We start from the raw sequence: 17,353 nt of genomic DNA, 5'->3' as shown, positions 1-17,353 counted from the left end.
GGCGTGACCGTCACATACGGCAATTGGGCATACGGAGACACGGATGACGCAAGCCTGGCAGACCCACGACGTCACCAATCAGGTGCCGCCGCTTACGGACTACAACCTTTACGCCACCGACGCCGCGTTGCAAGCCGCAGTGGCGGCCTTCGGCGCGGGGTGGCATGCGACAACGCTTTACCGTCAGGGCGCTCGCCTGGGCGAAGCCGAGGTGCAGGCGTGGGCGGAGGCGGCCAATCGTCACGCGCCGGAACTGCAATCGTTCGATTCGCAAGGCAATCGCATCGATCGCGTCGAGTTTCATCCGGCGTGGCATGCGCTCATGGGTTTGTTGCGGGGGGCCGAACTGCAGTCATTGCCGTGGGCGCATCCGCGCGACGGCGCGATGACGGCGCGCACGGCGGCGTATTTCCTGCACGCGCAGAACGAGGCCGGTGCGTTGTGCCCTACGACCATGACGTTCGCGAGCATTCCGGTGCTCGCCAAGGAGCCCACGGCCTTCGCGTCGATCAAGGACAAGTTGCTCGCGCCACAGCACGACCCGCGCGACGTGCCGCTCGCGCAGAAGCACGCCATTCTCATCGGCATGGGGATGACGGAGAAGCAAGGCGGCTCCGACGTGCGCACCAACACCACCACGGCCACCGATTGCGGCGACGGCACGTTCTCGCTCGTCGGGCACAAATGGTTCTTCTCGGCGCCGCAGTGCGACGCGCATCTGGTGCTCGCACGCGACGCCGACAGCGAAGCGTTGTCCTGCTTCTTCGTGCCGCGCTACGCGCCGGACGGGCGCAAGAACGGTGTGCAAGTGCAACGTCTCAAGGACAAGCTCGGCAATCGCTCCAACGCGAGCAGTGAAGTCGAGTTGCAGGGCGCGTATGGCACACGCGTGGGTGCGCCGGGGCGCGGTATTCCCACGATCATCGAGATGGCGACGTATACGCGGCTCGACTGCGTGATCGGCAGCGCGGCAATGATGCGCGCGGGTGTCGTGCAGGCGATTCATCACGCGCGCCATCGCTCGGCGTTCGGGGCGAAGCTTGTCGATCAGGATCTGATGACGACGGTGCTAGCGGATCTGGCGCTGGAGTCGGAAGCGGCGACGTGGCTGGCGATGCGGCTGGCGCAGGCGTTCGACGCGGGCGTGTCCGACAACGATTCGCTGTGTGAGCGGGCGTGGCGCCGCATCGTGTTGCCCGCCGCGAAGTTCTGGGTATGCAAGCGCGCGCTCGAACTCGCGGGCGAGTGCATGGAGGTGTGGGGCGGCAACGGCTACGTCGAGACCGGCCCGCTCGCGCGGCTGTATCGCGAGGCGCCCGTCAATTCGATCTGGGAAGGCTCGGGCAACGTGATGTGTCTCGACGTGCTGCGCGCCATGAGCCGCGAGCCTGACGTCGCACAGTACTGGTTCCGATGGATCGGTGAGCGCACGGGATCGCATGCGCCGCTGCGCGCGGCGTTGGCGCAGTTGCACGGTTGGCTGGCGGCCGATCAGGCAACGCACGCGACCCGCGCGCGTGCGATTGCACAGCAGGTGGTACTGCTGGCACAGGCGGCATTGCTGCTCGAACACGCGCCGGCCGAGTTGGCGCATGGCTTCATCGAGAGCCGATTCTCGAACGCGGGCGGGCGGGTGTACGGCGTGATGCCGGACACGCTCGCGGTGGCAGTGCAACGTGCCTGGCTCGACCGGGCTTTTCTCGCATAACGGATAACAATATATCGATGGCGTTGGGCGGCACCGACGGGGCCACCTGCGACCTCAGGGAGGAGAAGGCATGGGATACCAACATGAATTGAACGGGTTGCATGAGGCGACACCGTCGTCGGCACCGGATACCTCGACCGACGACGACATCGCCCGCGCGTCGCTATTGCCGCGCTTCGACGCGATGCGCCGCGCACACGACGCGGCGCCGCAAGTCGATTGGCCGACGCGCAAGCGTCACCTGAAAGCGCTGCAAGCGATGCTTCACAAGTATCGTGAAACGTTCGCGAACGCCATCGATGCGGATTTCGGCGGCCGCTCGGCGCAGGAAACGGACATGCTCGAACTGTTCCCGTCGCACGGCAACCTGAAGCATGCGCTCGCGCACACGCGCCGCTGGATGCGCGGGTCGCGCGGCTGGGCAAACCTGTGGATGCTGCCTGCGCGACGCGCCGTCGTGCCGCAGCCGCTCGGCGTCGTCGGTGTGATCGTGCCGTGGAATTACCCGTTGTTTCTGGCCGTCGGTCCGCTCACCGACGCCTTGGCCGCCGGCAATCGGGTGATGATCAAGGTCTCCGAGGTCACGCCGCGCTTCGCGGATGCGTTTGCGGCCGCCGTGGCCGAGACGTTCCCGCCGGAGTGGGTCACGGTCGTGACTGGCGATGCACGGGTCGCGAGGGCGTTCTCGACGCTGGCGTTCGACCATCTGCTGTTCACTGGCGCGACGTCGATCGGCCATCATGTGATGCGTGCGGCCAGCGAACACCTCACGCCGGTGACGCTCGAACTCGGTGGCAAGTCGCCGGCCATCATCGGGCCGGGCGCGCGCTGGGAGCACGCGGTGGAGCGCATCATGCTCGGCAAGCTGGTCAACGCGGGTCAGACCTGTGTGGCGCCCGACTATGTGCTCGTGCCGCGCGACAAGCTCGACGCCTTCGTTGCCACGGCGCGGCAGGTGGCGGCGCGTCTGTATCCCGACGCCGTGAACAATCCGCAATACACGAGCATTGTGTCGTCGCGGCACTTCGAGCGGTTGTCCGGGCTTGCCGCCGAGGCGGCGGCGCAGGGCGCCACGTCGCACGCGCTGTTCGATACCCCGGCGCAGGCGGCGCGCAGGCGTCTGCCGCCCGTGGTGCTCACTGGCGTGCATGACGGCATGCGCGTGATGCGCGAGGAGATCTTCGGGCCGCTGTTGCCGGTGGTGCCCTACGATGACCTGGACGCCGCCATCGCCTATGTCAATGAGCGTGCGCGTCCGCTCGCGCTGTATGTGTTCGATACCGACAATACGCGCATTGGCCGTGTCGTCGACGGCACGATTTCCGGCGGCGTGACGATCAACGACACGCTGCTGCACGTTGCGGAGCATGCGCTGCCGTTCGGTGGCGTGGGGCCGTCGGGCATGGGGGGGTACCACGGTGAGGCGGGCTTCCGGACGTTCTCCAAGGAGAAGCCGATCTTCCGGCAGGCGCGCTGGAACGGCGCCGGCCTGCTCAACCCGCCGTATGGCAAGGTATTCGCCACGATGATCCGGCAATTGATGCGCTGACCTCTGAGCTCTGACGTCGGGCATCCGACGTCGCGATAAAACAAAACCCCCGCCGGTTCGACCCGAGCGGGGGTTTTGTTGGGTGCTCGCCGGTCGAGACCGGCGGGCACCACGCTAGCGATGCCGGATCAGGCCACCGCGCGCAGGCCGGCGTCGGCCAACAGGATGTCGGCGCGGTCGGTCGCTTCCCACGAGAATTCCGGCTCTTCACGGCCGAAGTGACCGTAGGCGGCGGTCTTCTCGTAGATCGGACGCAGCAGGTCGAGCATCTGGATGATGCCCTTAGGACGCAGGTCGAAGTGCTTCTCGACCAACTCGGCGATACGCTGATCGCTGATCTTGCCCGTGCCGAACGTGTTGACCATGACCGACGTCGGTCGCGCCACGCCGATGGCGTACGAGACCTGGATCACGCACTTCGAGGCGAGACCGGCCGCCACGATGTTCTTCGCGACATAGCGGCCCGCGTAGGCGGCCGAGCGATCGACCTTCGACGGATCCTTGCCCGAGAACGCGCCACCGCCGTGCGGTGCGGCGCCGCCGTACGTGTCGACGATGATCTTGCGGCCCGTGAGGCCGGCGTCGCCCTGCGGGCCACCGATCACGAAGCGACCGGTCGGGTTCACCAGGAACTTGATGTCGCCCTTGATCAGGTCGGCCGGCAGCACCGGCTTGATGACTTCTTCGATGACGGCTTCGCGCAGGGCTTCCAGCGCGATGTCCGGATGGTGCTGCGTCGAGAGCACGACGGTGTCGATGCTGTGCGGACGGCCGTTTTCGTACTTGATGGTGACTTGCGACTTGGCATCCGGGCGCAGCCAGGGCAGACGACCGTCACGGCGCACTTGCGACTGGCGCTCGACCAGGCGGTGCGACAGATAGATCGGCAGCGGCATGAGTTCCGGCGTTTCGTCGCAGGCGTAGCCGAACATCAGGCCCTGGTCGCCGGCGCCCTGATCGAGGTTGTCGTCATGCGCACGGTCCACGCCCTGGGCGATGTCCGGCGACTGGCGGTCGTAGGCGACCAGCACCGCGCAACCCTTGTAGTCGATACCGTAGTCGGTGTTGTCGTAGCCGATGCGGCGGATGGTCTCGCGCGCGACTTGCTGATAGTCGACCGTGGCGGTCGTGGTGATTTCACCCGCGAGCACGACGAGACCCGTGTTGCACAGCGTTTCTGCGGCAACGCGCGCGTACTTGTCTTGCTTCAGGATGGCGTCGAGCACGGCATCCGAAATCTGGTCGGCTACCTTGTCCGGGTGACCTTCGGAGACCGATTCGGAAGTAAAGAGATAATCGTTCGCCACTTCTGGCTCCTCTAAACGAATTTGGCGACTCACGTTGCCGTCATCGGAGGGGAAGCGGCGACGCTTTAGCGGAAAATTGGTCGTATGCGCTGCCTCGATAGGGTGGCACATTCGAATCGCCCCGCAAGTTGTCAGTTAACTCGGCGATGTCGCTTATTATACGCCCCTGAAGAAATCCTGCTTGCGACATGGCAACCACACCCAAGAAATCCCTCGGCTACTACCTGAGCGTTGGCCTGCTGCGCGGGCTCAACCTGCTGCCCTATGGCTGGGTCGCGCGCTTTGGCGCGGGTCTCGGGCACCTGTTGTACCTGATTCCCAGCTCGCGAAAGCGCGTTGTGCACACCAATTTGCGGCTGTGTTTCCCGCATTGGGACGAGGCGACGCGTGAGCGCGTGGCCAAGGCGTCGTTCGTGCATGCCATTCGCAGCTACGCGGAGCGCAGCGTGCAATGGTTCGCCGACGGCAAGAAGCTGGAGCGGCTGATCGAACTCGACTCGGCGGTCGACCTGCTCGACCCGAATATGCCACCGACGATCCTGCTCGGGTTCCACTTCGTGGGCATCGAGGCGGGCTCGGTGTTCATCAACTATTCGCTGCACCGGCCGTGCGCGTCGCTCTACACGCCGATGTCCAACCCGGCGTTCGACGCCATGGCCCGCGAGCAGCGCGGTCGTTTCGACGCGGAAATGATCGCGCGCGGCGACAGTGCCCGCGATGTGCTGCGCATGTTCCGAAAGGGCAAGCCGGTCATGCTGGCGGCCGACATGGACTATGGCGCGCGGAACTCCACGTTTGTGCCGTTCTTCGGCGTGAACACTTGTACGCTGACGTCCGTGTCCCGTCTGGCCGAAGTCGGCCGGGCCCAGATCCTGCCGTTCATCGGCGAGGTGCTGCCCAACTACAAGGGCTACCGCCTCAAGGTCTTCCCGGTGTGGGAAAACTATCCCAGCGGCGACCCCGACGCCGACGCGCGCCGGATGAACGCGTTCCTCGAAGAACAAATCCTGAAGATGCCGGAGCAGTACTACTGGGTGCACAAGCGCTTCAAGACGCGCCCGCCCGGCGAGCCAAGCGTGTACTGACAGGCGCCGGATGCGCGTCGGCCTTCTCCACTACAATAGCGCCATGAAGCTCAAATTCACCAAGATGCAGGGTGCCGGCAACGACTTCGTCGTGATCGACGGCATCTCGCAATCCATCGATTTCACGCCCGACCAGTGGCGGGCGCTCGCCGACCGCCATTTCGGCGTCGGCGCAGACCAGCTCCTGCTCGTCGAACGCTCGACGCAGCCTGGCGTTGACTTCCGCTATCGCATCTTCAACGCCGACGGCGGTGAGGTGGAGCATTGTGGCAATGGGGCGCGCTGCTTCGTCAAGTTCGTGCGCGACACGGGGTTGACCGACAAGCGCACGGTGCGCGTCGAGGTGCAGCAGGGCTTGATCACGCTCACGATGCGCGACGACGGCCAGGTCAGCGTGGACATGGGCGCGCCGATCCTCACGGCGTCGGATGTGCCGTTCGACGCCAGCGGGCTGGCAGGTCGTCGCGAGGGCGACGACACGCTCTGGCCGCTCGACGTGGCCGGCAAGACGACGTGGATTTCCGTGGTCTCGATGGGCAATCCGCATGCCGTGCAGGTGGTGGAGAACGTCGATACCGCGCCGGTGGAAACGGACGGCCCGCTGATCGAGCGTCATGCGCGCTTCCCGCGCCGCGTGAATGCGGGCTTCCTGCAGGTGGTGGACAAGCATCAGGCGCGTCTGCGCGTGTACGAGCGCGGTGCGGGCGAGACGCTCGCCTGCGGCACCGGCGCATGCGCGGCGGCAGTGGCAGGCATCCGCCGCGGGCTGCTGGCCGCGCCCGTGGCCATCGAAACGCACGGCGGCACGCTCACCATCGACTGGGACGGCGCAAGCGGTCCCGTCATCATGACGGGACCCGCCACCACGGTCTTCGAAGGGACGATCGAGATCTGACGCCAAACGTCGGTCCCGGTGTTCCGCGCGGGCAGGCCGCGGGCGCAGCACAGTAAGATTTTGGTTTCTGACGGACTCTGATTTAGCGACCCAGGCGGCCGTGCGCCACCGTTGTGCCTCGTGCGCAGCGGCGGTCGGCGGCAGTTGACGAACAGCAGACGGACACTCATGAACGACCGAGATATTGCGGAATACCTGATCGCGCATCCCGACTTCTTCGAACGCCATGCCGAATTGCTGGCCGGCGTGCGGCTCACCAGCCCGCACGGCCAGCGCGCCGTGTCGCTGCAAGAGCGCCAGATCGAGATGCAGCGCGAAAAGACCAAGCAGATCGAGCGACGCCTCGCCGAATTGATGCGCTACGGGCACGAGAACGACGACATCTCGGCCAAGCTGCATCGCTGGAACCTCGGCCTGCTCGGCGAGCGCGATCCGCACGCGTTGCCCGACGCGATTGCCCGCGGCCTGCGCGACGTTTTCAACGTCCCCTTTGCGGCCGTTCGTGTGTGGAACGTGGCCGCGCCGTACCAACCGGCCGAGTTCGCCCGCAGCGTGAGCGAAGAGGTCAAGATCTTCGCCTCGAGCCTGGCGACTCCCTATTGCGGTGCCAACACCGGTTTCGAAGCCGTGACATGGCTCGGCGCGCCGAGCGATCCGGCGTCGGTGGCGCTGCTCGCGCTGCGTGACCCGCAAGTCACGGATGGGCCGGTCTTCGGCCTGCTGGTCATGGGCTCGGAAGACGCCCGCCGTTTCCATGAAGGCATGGCGACCGACTTCCTGACGCAGATCGGGGAACTGGCCGGCGCGGCGCTCAGCAAGCTGCGCGCGAACGATTGATGCGCGTCGCCGGCGCCCGGGCGGACTGACGCGCTGACGGCACCTTTCACCACGCCTTATGGTCACCTCGACCCGATCGCCGCGTCCTGCCAGCGTGGCCACGCCCAAGGCGCGCGCCGGGCGCGCCGCGCCGGAACGCGCGCGCAAGCCCGGGGCGCACGCAGAGGCGTCGGACGACGAGACGCCGCTCGAACCGGGCATCCGCCACTACCTGACGTCGCTCGCCAGCGAGCGCAAGCTCGCCGAGCTCACCCTGGAAAACTACACGCGCGACTTGCGCCAGTTGCAGCGTTTGGCGCGCGGCCGCCCGCTCGAATCGCTGGAGCATGGAGACATTCGCCGCTTCGCCATGCAGTTGCACAGCGAGGGCCTCGTCGGCCGCTCCATCGCCCGCAAGCTCTCCGCCTGGCGAGGCTACTTCGCGTGGCTTGCCCAGCGCACGTCGCTGGCGGCCAATCCCGTCGACGGCGTGCGCGCGCCGAAACAACCCAAGCCGTTGCCGAAAGCGCTGTCGCCGGATCAGGCATCGGCGCTCGTCGAGTTCGTCTCCGGCACGTCGGCCGAGGCCGTGCGCAATCGGGCGATGTTCGAGCTGCTGTACTCGTCTGGCCTGCGCCTGTCGGAACTCACGAGCCTCGATCATCGCTACGTCGAGGCCGAGGGCTACCGTTCCGTGAGCTGGCTTGATTTGCCCGAACGCGAGGTGGTCGTGACCGGCAAGGGGAACAAGCGACGCCGCGTGCCCGTGGGCGAGAAAGCGGCGCAGGCGCTGGCCGGTTGGCTGGACATGCGGGCAGAACTGGCAACGGCTGAGCCGCATGCGCTGTTCCTGTCGGCGCGCGGCAAGCGCATCGGCGCGCGCGCGGTGCAGCAGGGGCTGTCGCGCCACGCGCTGGCGGCCGGGCTGCCGACACACGTGCACCCGCACATGCTGCGTCACTCGTTCGCCACGCACGTCCTGCAATCGTCCGGCGATCTTCGCGCCGTGCAGGAGATGTTGGGGCACAGCAATATTTCGACGACACAGATCTACACGAAGCTCGACTTCCAGCATCTCGCGAAGGTTTACGATCAGGCGCATCCGCGCTCGCGCAAGAAGCCCTGAGCGTTGCGGTGGGCGGCGCGACTCGGTGTAGAATCGCGTCCTTCCTCAGCAAGTCCCGCATGTTCTCCGTCTGCTGGATGACTTGCCGTCACCCCGTCGTCAACCGTTGGTCCGTCCCGCATGAATACCTTGACCCTCAAGCCCGGCAAAGAAAAGTCCTTGCTGCGCCGTCACCCCTGGATTTACGCCACCGCCGTGGCACGCGTGGACGGCAAACCGGCTTCCGGCGCGACGGTCGTGGTGCGCGCCGCCGACGGGCGATTTCTCGCTCGCGCCGCCTTCAGCCCGGTCTCGGCCATCCGCGCACGCGTGTGGACGTTCGATGAAAACGAGCCGGTCGATCATGCGTTCTTCAAGCGTCGCGTGACCGCCGCCCTCGCTTATCGCGAGCAGATGGTGCACGACACCGGGGCGACCCGCCTGATCTTCGGCGAGGCCGACGGCCTGCCGGGTCTGATCGTCGACCGTTATCAGTCCGCGCCCGGTGCGCCGGTGACGGACCAGATCGTTTGCCAGTTCATGGCGGCGGGCGTGGAAGTCTGGAAAGACGCGATCGTGAATGCCCTCGTCGGCGCGACCGGCTGCCCCAATGTCTACGAGCGCTCCGACGCCGCCGTGCGCGAGCGCGAAGGTCTGCCGAGCCTCACTGGCGTGCTGGCGGGGGCTGAGCCGCCCCAGGCGCCCGACTTGCTCACGACGTACGAGTGTGGCGTGAAGTATTACGTCGACGTGCGCAACGGGCACAAGACCGGCTTCTATGTCGATCAGCGCGACAATCGTCTGCTGGTGAAGCAGCAGGCCAAGGGCCGCGACGTGCTCAACTGCTTCTGCTATACCGGGGGCTTTTCGCTGGCGGCGCTGGCGGGCGGGGCGCAGAGCGTGTTGTCCATCGACTCGTCGGGCGACGCGTTGGCCATCGGCGCGCGCAATGTCGAACTCAACGGTTTCGACGCCGCGCGCGCCGAATGGCGCGACGCCGATGTCTTCAAGACCCTGCGCGCGTTGCGCGAAGAGGGGCGCCTGTTCGACATGATCGTGCTCGATCCGCCCAAGTTCGCACCGTCGGCCCATCACGTGGAGCGTGCCGCACGGGCGTACAAGGACATCAATCTGGCCGGTTTCAAGCTGCTGCGCCCGGGCGGCCAGCTGCTGACGTACTCGTGCTCAGGCGCGATCGATGCCGATCTGTTCCAGAAGATCGTGGCGGGCGCGGCCGTGGATGCCGGCGTGGACGCCCGCATTCTGCGGCGCCTGTCGGCGGGCATGGATCACCCCATGCTCACCCAGTTCCCCGAAGGCGAATATCTCAAGGGGCTTTGGTTGCAGCGTATGTAAGCGCTCGCTTCTGTGGGCGTCAACCCAGTGTCAGTGCGACCACGCCCAGCGCGATCAACACGGCACCGCCCACGCGGCGGTGCATCTCCCCTTCGCCCAGCAGCCGCACGCCCAACAGCGCGGCAATCATCATCGACATCTCCCGCGCTGGGGCGACGTGCGACACCGGCGCGTACTTGAGCGCCGTCAGGATCAGGAAGTAGGACATCGGCGAGATAAGCGAGATCAGCACGATCTTGCGCCAGTTCGCCTGCCACACCATGACCATGCGGGCGGGACGCGAGCACGCCATCGGTGCCGAGAGCACGACTCGCAGCACATTCTCCAGGTAGTAATAGACGAGCGGTGCAAGCAGCAGGGTGCGGATGGCGTAGGCGTCGGCCAGCGTATACGCTGCGATGAATCCGCCGGTCAGCACGCCCCAGCCCGCGCCCGCGTGCATGGTGTCGCGCCGGAACAGGCGCTCGCCCCCGGCGATGATCAGCACGCCGACGACCACCAGCCCGATCCCGAAAAGCGCCAGCCAGCCCGGGCGTTCCCCCAGCAGCACGATGGCGCCCAGCGACGACAGCAATGGCCCGGTGCCCCGTGCGAGCGGATAGACGACCGACAGGTCGCCCACCCGGTAGCCGCGCTGCAGGACTAGCGTGTAGCCGTAGTGCAGCATGGCGCTCGTGGCGATCACGCCCCAACCCAGCGCATTCGGCCAACTGGCGTTTGAACCGATCAGGAAAAACATCGCCAGCGGCGTGTACAGCACGACGGTCAGCAGCGCATAGAGGAAGACGAGCTGCGGGCCCCCGCCTTCGCGCGTGTCGATGCGCTTGGCGAGGAAATTCCAGGTGGCATGCAGGAATGCGGCGGTAACAACGAGGGCGAGAGCGGTGAGCGACATGGTGAGCGGTGTTTTTTGCGTCAATTGTATGACGCATTGCCCGTTCACCTCCGGACAGATTCGGTCGGCGGCCTTCAGGGCTCGGGAAATGCCTACTTTTGCAACTCCGTTGCAGTGCTGGCGGTGCTGTGCTTAAATCGATTTATGAGCCTTATTCAACTACAACCTTATCTGGAAGCCGCCCGTACGAGCTTGCAAGAGCAATCGGGCCGCGTGACCTCTGGACGCGTGCGCGTGCTGGCGATGCTGCTCAAGGCGGGCCGTCCGCTCACGCACCAGGAAGTGCTGGCCGATCTGGCCACCGACGCCGATCCGCTCGACCGCGTAACGGCCTACCGCGTGCTCGATTGGCTGGTCGCGCAGGGCTGGGCCATCAAGCAGGCCGGTGACGACCGAATCTTCCGCTTCGTCATGGCCGAGCATGTCGACCCGCAGCGTGCGGCATCGCCGCGTCCGCATACGCAACACGGACATTTTCGTTGCGTACGCTGCCACCGGACCTTCTGTCTTGACGATTGGCCCCAGCATCCCCAATTGAGTGAGCGCGAACTCAAGCGCCTGCCCAAGGGTTTCGTGGGCGAACAGGTCGAGCTGATGATTCATGGCACTTGCGCACAGTGCGCGGGCGCCCCCAACTGACGCGTCCCCAGCCGCTTTTCGTTACCTCGGGTACAGTGGGCGACATTGAGACGGCGTCGAGTACGCCGCATTACAACAGGACATAGCATTCATGACCCCCGTCACCATCCTGACCGGCTTTCTCGGCAGCGGAAAAACCACGCTGCTCAAGCGCATCCTGACCGAGGCGCATGGCATGAAGATCGCCGTCATCGAAAATGAATTCGGTGAAGAGAACATCGATAACGACATCCTCGTGCACGACAACGCCGAGCAGATCGTACAGATGAGCAACGGCTGCATCTGCTGTACGATTCGTGGCGACCTGGTGAAGGCGCTGTCCGACCTGAACAGCCAGCGCGACGCGGGTGCGATCCAGTTCGACCGCGTGGTCATCGAGACGACCGGCCTGGCCAACCCCGGCCCGGTGGCGCAAACCTTCTTCATCGACGACGAGGTGGCCGACACCTACCGGCTCGACGCCATCATCACGCTGGTCGACGCGAAGCACGCCCAGCAGCAGCTCGATCAGCACGAAGTGGTGCAGCGCCAGGTGGGGTTTGCCGATCGCCTGTTCATCACCAAAGCCGATCTGGTCACGCCCGAGGCGCTGGACGACCTGAAGCATCGCCTCGCGCACATGAATCCGCGCGCGCCGCAGCAGGAAGTCGACTTCGGCCAGGCCGAGCTCAAGCAGATCTTCGACCTTCACGGCTTCAACCTGAACGACAAGCTCGACATCGATCCGGAATTCCTGGGCGCCGACGACCACGCGCACGATCACGATCACAGCCATGATCACGATCACTCGCACTGCGATCACGATCATGACCAGTGCGCGCACGAGGGGCACGACCACGGTCACGCCCATGCCCACCACGACGACGCCATCAAATCGTTTGTCTTTCGCAGCGAGAAAGCCTTCGATCCGGCGAAGCTGGAGGATTTCCTCGGGAGCATCCTACAGGTGTACGGCGAACGCTTATTGCGTTATAAAGGTGTATTAAACATGCGTGGCATCGACCGCCGGGTCGTGTTCCAGGGCGTTCACCAGATGATGGGCAGCGACGTGGGCGCGAAATGGCAGCCCGATGAGACGCCGAACACCAAGATGGTGTTTATTGGTGCCGAGCTGCCGAAAGAGATCATCCTGCAAGGGCTGGAGCGCTGTCTGGTCTGAGCGGGACCGGCGAACCGTGCAACGGGAAACCCCTTAATCAGGGCTGTTGAACGATTCGGTTACAATACGTGCCCACTGGGGCTGCCGCCAGCGAACCAACGCGGCACTTCGGAGGGCCGGCAGGGGAGCACCGCCATGGCTACCGCCTCTCGCAAGACTGCCACCGCAGGCCCCACGCGCCGGTCAGAGCCGGCGTCGGAAGCGGGCGCCAAGCGGGCTCCAGCAGGTAATTCGAAGACGGGCGAAAAGGCCGCCGCCAAGCACGGGGCGCCCAAATCGTCCGGTAGGAACGTAACCCAAGAAGCCGCCCGCGGCATCGCCGGTAAGCAAGACGTCCCACTCGCTGCAGGGGCGTCACCGGACTATCCGAAAGAGACGCCACAAAAACCCATGAGCAAGAAAAGACTTTTGACCGAGGCCGAAATTCTGAAGATGGGCGAGAAGGACTACATGAATGAAGATCAACTCGCCTTCTTCAAGGATCGTCTGGAAAACCTGCAGGCTGACATTTTGCGTAACGCCGGTCAAACCACCGAGAACCTGCGCGAAACCATTCTCGTCCCGGATCCGGCCGACCGCGCCACGATTGAAGAGGAGCACGCGCTTGAGCTGCGTACCCGCGATCGTGAACGCAAGCTGCTGAAGAAGGTGCAACAGTCGCTCGCTCGCATCGAATCGGGCGAATATGGCTGGTGCGAAGAAACCGGAGAGCCGATCGGCGTTCCGCGTCTGCTCGCCCGCCCGACCGCCACCCTGTCGCTCGAAGCGCAAGAGCGTCGCGAATTGCGTCAGAAGCTGTTCGGCGACTGATCGCATCGCACAACCGGCCCGACGCCGCGCGGTGGCGGCAGGTCAGGTCCGTCGGCGCCCGGTTTGCCAAAGGCACGTCGTCTCGACGTGCCTTTTTTGTTGCCGTTTTTTGACGTCGTCCGGTCGACCGCGGCCCGTTCCTCCCGGAACTGTGGCTTGCACGCAACGCTTGCTGACGCTCGCCGTCGAGCCAACTTTATGCCACAATTGCAACTCAGTTGCAATTGTGGCCGCCTATGCCGTCTATCGAATCCGCTTCTCGCTTTTGGCGCGCGCGTTTGCGCACGCGGGTGGGGTGTGGGCGAAGCGGTTGGGTCGCGTGGCTCATCGTTGCGCTGATCGGCGTACAGATCTGGGGGCTGCAACACGAAATTCTGCATGCCCGAAGGTTGTCCGGCGTGCCGCCGGTTTCGGCAGATGCGAGCCGGTCAGCGGCGGGCGAGGCGAATGATCCGGACGAGGCGGGAGGTGCGGATCTCGCGATGGCCGCAGACGGTCGCGCCCAAGCGGTCGGCACGGTGTCCGTCGATTTCGGCAACTCCCACCACCATTGCCATCTGTTCGAAGGCGCCACGCTGGCCGCGGCCATGGCCGTGGCCGTCCTGTCGTGGGGAAGCGATACCGTCATCGCGAGCCTCCCCCAGCGCGCGACCGGGCGCCGTCACCCGAGCGTTCACCGACGACCGTTCGACTCCCGCGCACCGCCGCTCGCGATCTGACGCCACGCGTATTCGCGCCATTCGAACTTCTCCGCGCTGACTGCGCGAATCCCTGCCACTGTCCGTGCCGACCCTCGCAGCCTTCGGGCCCGCGATGGCGGCGGCTGCACGCTCGTCGGCCCATCATCGCCGACGCGGCGGGGCTTCGTTCGCGCCGAGGCCCGGAATCCTCGGGAGCCCGTTGACGAGGCTCCCGCGCACCGACCCAACACACCCGATACCGACATGGCACTTTCTGCTTTGAACGCCGCGCGTGAGCGCGCGACGCCCTTGCTAGCCCCCGCTTTCCCCATCGAGGCCCCTTCGGCTTCCCGCCGGGCACGCCGCCCGTGGCCCGTGAACTCGCCGCGCCCGCTCGCCGCAGCGCTGACGTTCAGCGCGCTCGCTGCGGCAAGCGCGTCCGTGCAGGCGGCCGATGTGTCCGATGCACCCTTGGAAGCAACGTCTGCCGCTGCCGTCCCGGCGAGGCCTGAAGTGACGTTGCCAACCACCTTCGTGACCGGCAATCCGCTTGGGCGCGCCGCTGCCGACTTGACCGTGCCACTTACCGAACTCGACGGGAAGGCGCTGGCGTTGCGCCGTGCAGGCACGTTGGGCGAGACGCTTGACGGGCTGCCGGGCGTGTCGGCCACATCGTACGGCCCGAACGTCAGTCGCCCCATCATTCGTGGCCTCGACGGCGACCGCATTCGCGTGTTGCAGAACGGCACGGCGGCGCTCGACGCCTCGTCGCTATCCTACGATCACGCCGTGGCGCAGGATCCGCTGACGATCGAACGCGTAGAAGTCGTGCGGGGCCCTGCGGCACTGCTCTACGGCGGCAATGCGGTCGGCGGCGTGATCAACTCCATTGACAACCGCATTCCGCGAGAATCCATCACCGGCATTTCCGGTGCGACGGACTTCAGCTATGGCGGTGCGAACCGCGAGCGTGCCGGGGCCGCGCAACTTGAATTCGGCAACGGCGAGTTCGCGTTCCACGTTGACGGCTTCGCCCGAAAAAGCGCGGACCTGCGCATTCCCGGCTTCGCCCGTTCGGCGCAACAACGCGCCCGCGATGACGAGAACACGCCGCAACCGTCGGGCACCTTGCCCAACAGCCAGGGGCAGGTGAGTGGCGCGGCTGTCGGTGCGTCGTGGACGTGGGCCGACGGCTATACGGGCCTGTCGTACTCCGGTTACGACTCGGATTACGGCACCGTGGCCGAGGCGGACACACGCATTCGGCTGCGGCAGCAGCGTTTGGCGTTGGCCAGCGAGATCCGCGACCTGAGCGGCCCGATCACCGCTCTCAAGTTCAACTTTGGCTACACCGATTACGAGCACAAGGAAATCGAAAACGGCGAGACGGGAACGACCTTCAAGAATCACGGCTACGAAGGCCGTATCGAAGCGCGTCACGCGAAGCTCGGGCCACTCGACGGCGCCGTGGGCGTGCAGTTCTCGCAGAACACCTTCTCAGCGCTAGGTGAAGAGGCCTTTGTGCCGAAGAGCGACACGCGCAATGTCGCGCTGTTTGCCCTCGAAGAGTGGGCGATGCATCCGGCGATCAAGCTCTCGTTCGGCGCGCGCATCGAGCACTCGAGCGTCAAGCCGACGGCGGGCGGTAATGAACGCTTCGACAATCTGCCGTCGCGCGACTTCACGCCGGGCAGCGTGTCGGCGGGTGCGGTCTTCGCATTGGCCCCCGCGTGGTCGGTCGCGCTCAACACCTCGTACACCGAGCGCGCGCCCACGTTCTATGAGCTGTATGCGAACGGCCCGCACCTGGCGACCGGGGTCTGGGAAATCGGCAGTCCGCAGGCCGCGATTGAAAAGGCGTTTTCGACGGACCTGTCGCTACGCTATGTACAGGGCCCGAACAAGGCCAGCGTCGGTCTCTTCTACAGCCGCTTCAACAACTTCATCGCACTCAACAATACGGGGCGCACGATCGATGAGGGCGGCCAGAGTTTGCCGGTCTATCAGTACGCGGGTGTGCCAGCCGACCTCTACGGAATGGAAGCCGAAGGCCGTGCGCGCCTTTGGCGCGGTCACGGCAACCTCGATCTCGAACTGCGCGGCGACTACACGATCGCGCGCAACCGCGAGACGGGCGAACCGCTGCCGCGCATCGCACCATTGCGTCTGACAGCGGCGCTTGCCTATGCGTTGGGTCACTGGGGCGCGCGACTGGAAATGGTGCACGCGAGTCCTCAAGGCCGCGTGCCTGCCAACGATCTGACGACCCGTGGCTACACCACGCTCGGTGCGGCGCTCACCTATCAGTTCAAGGCGGGTGGCGCGCAGTGGCTGGCGTACTTGAAGGGAGAGAACCTGACCAACCAGGAGGTACGTTTGGCCAGCTCGGTGCTGCGCGACATTGCGCCGCAGGGGGGGCGCTCGGTTCGCGTGGGTTTGCGCACCACGTTTTGAGCGGGATCGTGCCGCAAAAACGGAGTAATTTCCGAGAAATTTCCTCGCAGTAGGCGATTCGCGCGGCGCATTGCCGCGCGAATTTCACGATCCATGCCACGTTGTGCGACATCGCCTCGAGGGCGTCAAGCAGGGCGGGCGTGTTGCCGTCGACGCCTCTTGATATTCTTTCGATTGCCCTAAACTACAGTGACATCTCGCCCGGTCGGGCACGTCGTCACGATTGTGTGGCGCGCGCGGCCGGGCCAATCGTTACGGGGCGCACGTCGCCCCCCGAAAAGGAACAGGCATGGAGCAATATCACGGCACCACCATCGTCTGCGTTCGGCGCGGCGATCAGGTCGCGCTTGGCGGCGACGGTCAGGTCACCCTCGGCAATATCGTGATGAAGGGCACCGCCCGCAAGGTGCGCACGATTTACGACGGCAAGGTCATGGTTGGCTTCGCGGGTGCGACGGCCGATGCCTTCTCGCTGCTCGATCGTTTCGAGGCGAAGCTCCAGAAGCACCAGGGGCATTTGACGCGCTCGGCGGTGGAACTGGCCAAGGATTGGCGTACCGACCGCATGCTGCGCCGGCTCGAAGCGATGATGATCGTCGCCGATGCCGAGACCACGCTGGTCATCACCGGCAACGGCGATGTGCTCGATCCGGAGGGTGGCGTTGCCGCGATCGGTTCGGGCGGATCGTACGCCCAGGCGGCCGCCCGCGCGCTGGTCGAGAACACGGACCTGACGCCGGCGGAAGTCGTCAAGAAGGCGCTGACGATCGCGGGCGAAATGTGCATCTACACCAACGGCAATCACATCATCGAGGCGCTGCCCCCGAAGGCAGCGCAGTGACGACGCGCGTGCCGCAGCGGGCCTCCCTCCTGCGGCACGATTGGCCGGTCGGCA

15 protein-coding genes are annotated in these 17,353 nt (G+C 65.5%); 13 read left to right on the top strand and 2 right to left on the bottom strand.

The annotated features are described in order from the left end of the window. Window positions 1–43: 43 nt before the first annotated feature. Entirely contained in the window at window positions 44–1,708 is a 1,665-nt protein-coding gene (locus tag PanNE5_RS05870; protein ID WP_261939402.1) for an isovaleryl-CoA dehydrogenase, read from the top strand. 70 nt (window positions 1,709–1,778) lie between these two features. Continuing rightward, on the top strand, window positions 1,779–3,257 hold the full coding sequence (locus PanNE5_RS05865) for a coniferyl aldehyde dehydrogenase (RefSeq protein ID WP_017235130.1): 1,479 nt from the start codon (window positions 1,779–1,781) through the stop codon (window positions 3,255–3,257). A 128-nt stretch (window positions 3,258–3,385) separates the two neighbouring features. Here PanNE5_RS05865 and metK read toward each other — a convergent pair whose 3' ends face one another. Next, a complete protein-coding gene (gene metK, locus PanNE5_RS05860; protein WP_017235129.1) occupies window positions 3,386–4,564 on the bottom strand; it encodes a methionine adenosyltransferase in 1,179 nt (392 codons plus the stop codon). A gap of 188 nt (window positions 4,565–4,752) precedes the next feature. Between metK and PanNE5_RS05855 the strand changes: the two genes are divergently transcribed. The 5 genes from PanNE5_RS05855 to PanNE5_RS05835 all read left to right on the top strand — a co-directional run bounded on the left by PanNE5_RS05855 (window position 4,753) and on the right by PanNE5_RS05835 (window position 9,821). Further along, a complete protein-coding gene (locus PanNE5_RS05855) occupies window positions 4,753–5,649 on the top strand; it encodes a lipid A biosynthesis lauroyl acyltransferase (protein ID WP_017235128.1) in 897 nt (298 codons plus the stop codon). Between the two features lie 43 nt (window positions 5,650–5,692). Next, the gene (gene dapF, locus PanNE5_RS05850; RefSeq protein ID WP_026132183.1) at window positions 5,693–6,544 is read left to right on the top strand and encodes a diaminopimelate epimerase; all 852 of its coding nucleotides are present in this window, start codon (window positions 5,693–5,695) and stop codon (window positions 6,542–6,544) included. 168 nt (window positions 6,545–6,712) lie between these two features. After that, window positions 6,713–7,381 (top strand): DUF484 family protein, encoded by a 669-nt coding sequence (locus tag PanNE5_RS05845; protein WP_130024549.1) that lies wholly within the window; start codon window positions 6,713–6,715, stop codon window positions 7,379–7,381. A gap of 58 nt (window positions 7,382–7,439) precedes the next feature. Beyond that, complete coding sequence (xerC, locus tag PanNE5_RS05840; RefSeq protein WP_261939401.1) at window positions 7,440–8,486, top strand: tyrosine recombinase XerC; 1,047 nt, start codon at window positions 7,440–7,442, stop codon at window positions 8,484–8,486. A 120-nt stretch (window positions 8,487–8,606) separates the two neighbouring features. Continuing rightward, on the top strand, window positions 8,607–9,821 hold the full coding sequence (locus tag PanNE5_RS05835; RefSeq protein ID WP_026132182.1) for a class I SAM-dependent rRNA methyltransferase: 1,215 nt from the start codon (window positions 8,607–8,609) through the stop codon (window positions 9,819–9,821). Window positions 9,822–9,840: 19 nt separating this feature from the next. Here PanNE5_RS05835 and PanNE5_RS05830 read toward each other — a convergent pair whose 3' ends face one another. Beyond that, window positions 9,841–10,716, bottom strand: a complete 876-nt coding sequence (locus PanNE5_RS05830) for a DMT family transporter (RefSeq protein ID WP_261939400.1) — start codon at window positions 10,714–10,716, stop codon at window positions 9,841–9,843. A 144-nt stretch (window positions 10,717–10,860) separates the two neighbouring features. Here PanNE5_RS05830 and PanNE5_RS05825 point away from each other — a divergent pair, with 144 nt between their 5' ends. From PanNE5_RS05825 to hslV, 6 genes are all read left to right on the top strand, one after another. Then, the gene (locus PanNE5_RS05825) at window positions 10,861–11,355 is read left to right on the top strand and encodes a Fur family transcriptional regulator (RefSeq protein ID WP_017235122.1); all 495 of its coding nucleotides are present in this window, start codon (window positions 10,861–10,863) and stop codon (window positions 11,353–11,355) included. Window positions 11,356–11,446: 91 nt separating this feature from the next. Continuing rightward, complete coding sequence (locus PanNE5_RS05820; protein ID WP_017235121.1) at window positions 11,447–12,514, top strand: CobW family GTP-binding protein; 1,068 nt, start codon at window positions 11,447–11,449, stop codon at window positions 12,512–12,514. Between the two features lie 390 nt (window positions 12,515–12,904). Beyond that, entirely contained in the window at window positions 12,905–13,324 is a 420-nt protein-coding gene (gene dksA, locus PanNE5_RS05815) for an RNA polymerase-binding protein DksA (protein ID WP_130027651.1), read from the top strand. A gap of 236 nt (window positions 13,325–13,560) precedes the next feature. Beyond that, window positions 13,561–14,043 carry a hypothetical protein gene (locus tag PanNE5_RS05810; protein ID WP_157211529.1) on the top strand — a complete coding sequence of 161 codons (483 nt, stop codon included), beginning with the start codon at window positions 13,561–13,563 and terminating at the stop codon, window positions 14,041–14,043. A gap of 225 nt (window positions 14,044–14,268) precedes the next feature. Beyond that, the gene (locus PanNE5_RS05805) at window positions 14,269–16,458 is read left to right on the top strand and encodes a TonB-dependent receptor (RefSeq protein WP_261939399.1); all 2,190 of its coding nucleotides are present in this window, start codon (window positions 14,269–14,271) and stop codon (window positions 16,456–16,458) included. Window positions 16,459–16,747: 289 nt separating this feature from the next. Continuing rightward, window positions 16,748–17,299 carry an ATP-dependent protease subunit HslV gene (gene hslV, locus PanNE5_RS05800; protein ID WP_017235117.1) on the top strand — a complete coding sequence of 184 codons (552 nt, stop codon included), beginning with the start codon at window positions 16,748–16,750 and terminating at the stop codon, window positions 17,297–17,299. Window positions 17,300–17,353: the final 54 nt, after the last annotated feature.

The organism is Pandoraea sp. NE5 (assembly GCF_024363545.1).
In the GTDB taxonomy this organism is placed as follows: domain Bacteria; phylum Pseudomonadota; class Gammaproteobacteria; order Burkholderiales; family Burkholderiaceae; genus Pandoraea; species Pandoraea cepalis.
Note: the sequence above shows the minus strand (reverse complement) of the source record. Positions and strands in the feature narration are given on the sequence as shown.

What these genes read in the sequence shown, in the direction of transcription:
- PanNE5_RS05870 (WP_261939402.1), top strand. Translation starts at nt 44, where the DNA reads ATGACGCAAGCCTGGCAGACCCACGACGTCACCAATCAGGTGCCGCCG.
- PanNE5_RS05865 (WP_017235130.1), top strand. Translation starts at nt 1,779, where the DNA reads ATGGGATACCAACATGAATTGAACGGGTTGCATGAGGCGACACCGTCG.
- PanNE5_RS05855 (WP_017235128.1), top strand. Translation starts at nt 4,753, where the DNA reads ATGGCAACCACACCCAAGAAATCCCTCGGCTACTACCTGAGCGTTGGC.
- dapF (WP_026132183.1), top strand. Translation starts at nt 5,693, where the DNA reads ATGAAGCTCAAATTCACCAAGATGCAGGGTGCCGGCAACGACTTCGTC.
- PanNE5_RS05845 (WP_130024549.1), top strand. Translation starts at nt 6,713, where the DNA reads ATGAACGACCGAGATATTGCGGAATACCTGATCGCGCATCCCGACTTC.
- xerC (WP_261939401.1), top strand. Translation starts at nt 7,440, where the DNA reads ATGGTCACCTCGACCCGATCGCCGCGTCCTGCCAGCGTGGCCACGCCC.
- PanNE5_RS05835 (WP_026132182.1), top strand. Translation starts at nt 8,607, where the DNA reads ATGAATACCTTGACCCTCAAGCCCGGCAAAGAAAAGTCCTTGCTGCGC.
- PanNE5_RS05830 (WP_261939400.1), bottom strand. Translation starts at nt 10,716, where the DNA reads ATGTCGCTCACCGCTCTCGCCCTCGTTGTTACCGCCGCATTCCTGCAT.
- PanNE5_RS05825 (WP_017235122.1), top strand. Translation starts at nt 10,861, where the DNA reads ATGAGCCTTATTCAACTACAACCTTATCTGGAAGCCGCCCGTACGAGC.
- PanNE5_RS05820 (WP_017235121.1), top strand. Translation starts at nt 11,447, where the DNA reads ATGACCCCCGTCACCATCCTGACCGGCTTTCTCGGCAGCGGAAAAACC.
- dksA (WP_130027651.1), top strand. Translation starts at nt 12,905, where the DNA reads ATGAGCAAGAAAAGACTTTTGACCGAGGCCGAAATTCTGAAGATGGGC.
- PanNE5_RS05810 (WP_157211529.1), top strand. Translation starts at nt 13,561, where the DNA reads ATGCCGTCTATCGAATCCGCTTCTCGCTTTTGGCGCGCGCGTTTGCGC.
- PanNE5_RS05805 (WP_261939399.1), top strand. Translation starts at nt 14,269, where the DNA reads ATGGCACTTTCTGCTTTGAACGCCGCGCGTGAGCGCGCGACGCCCTTG.
- hslV (WP_017235117.1), top strand. Translation starts at nt 16,748, where the DNA reads ATGGAGCAATATCACGGCACCACCATCGTCTGCGTTCGGCGCGGCGAT.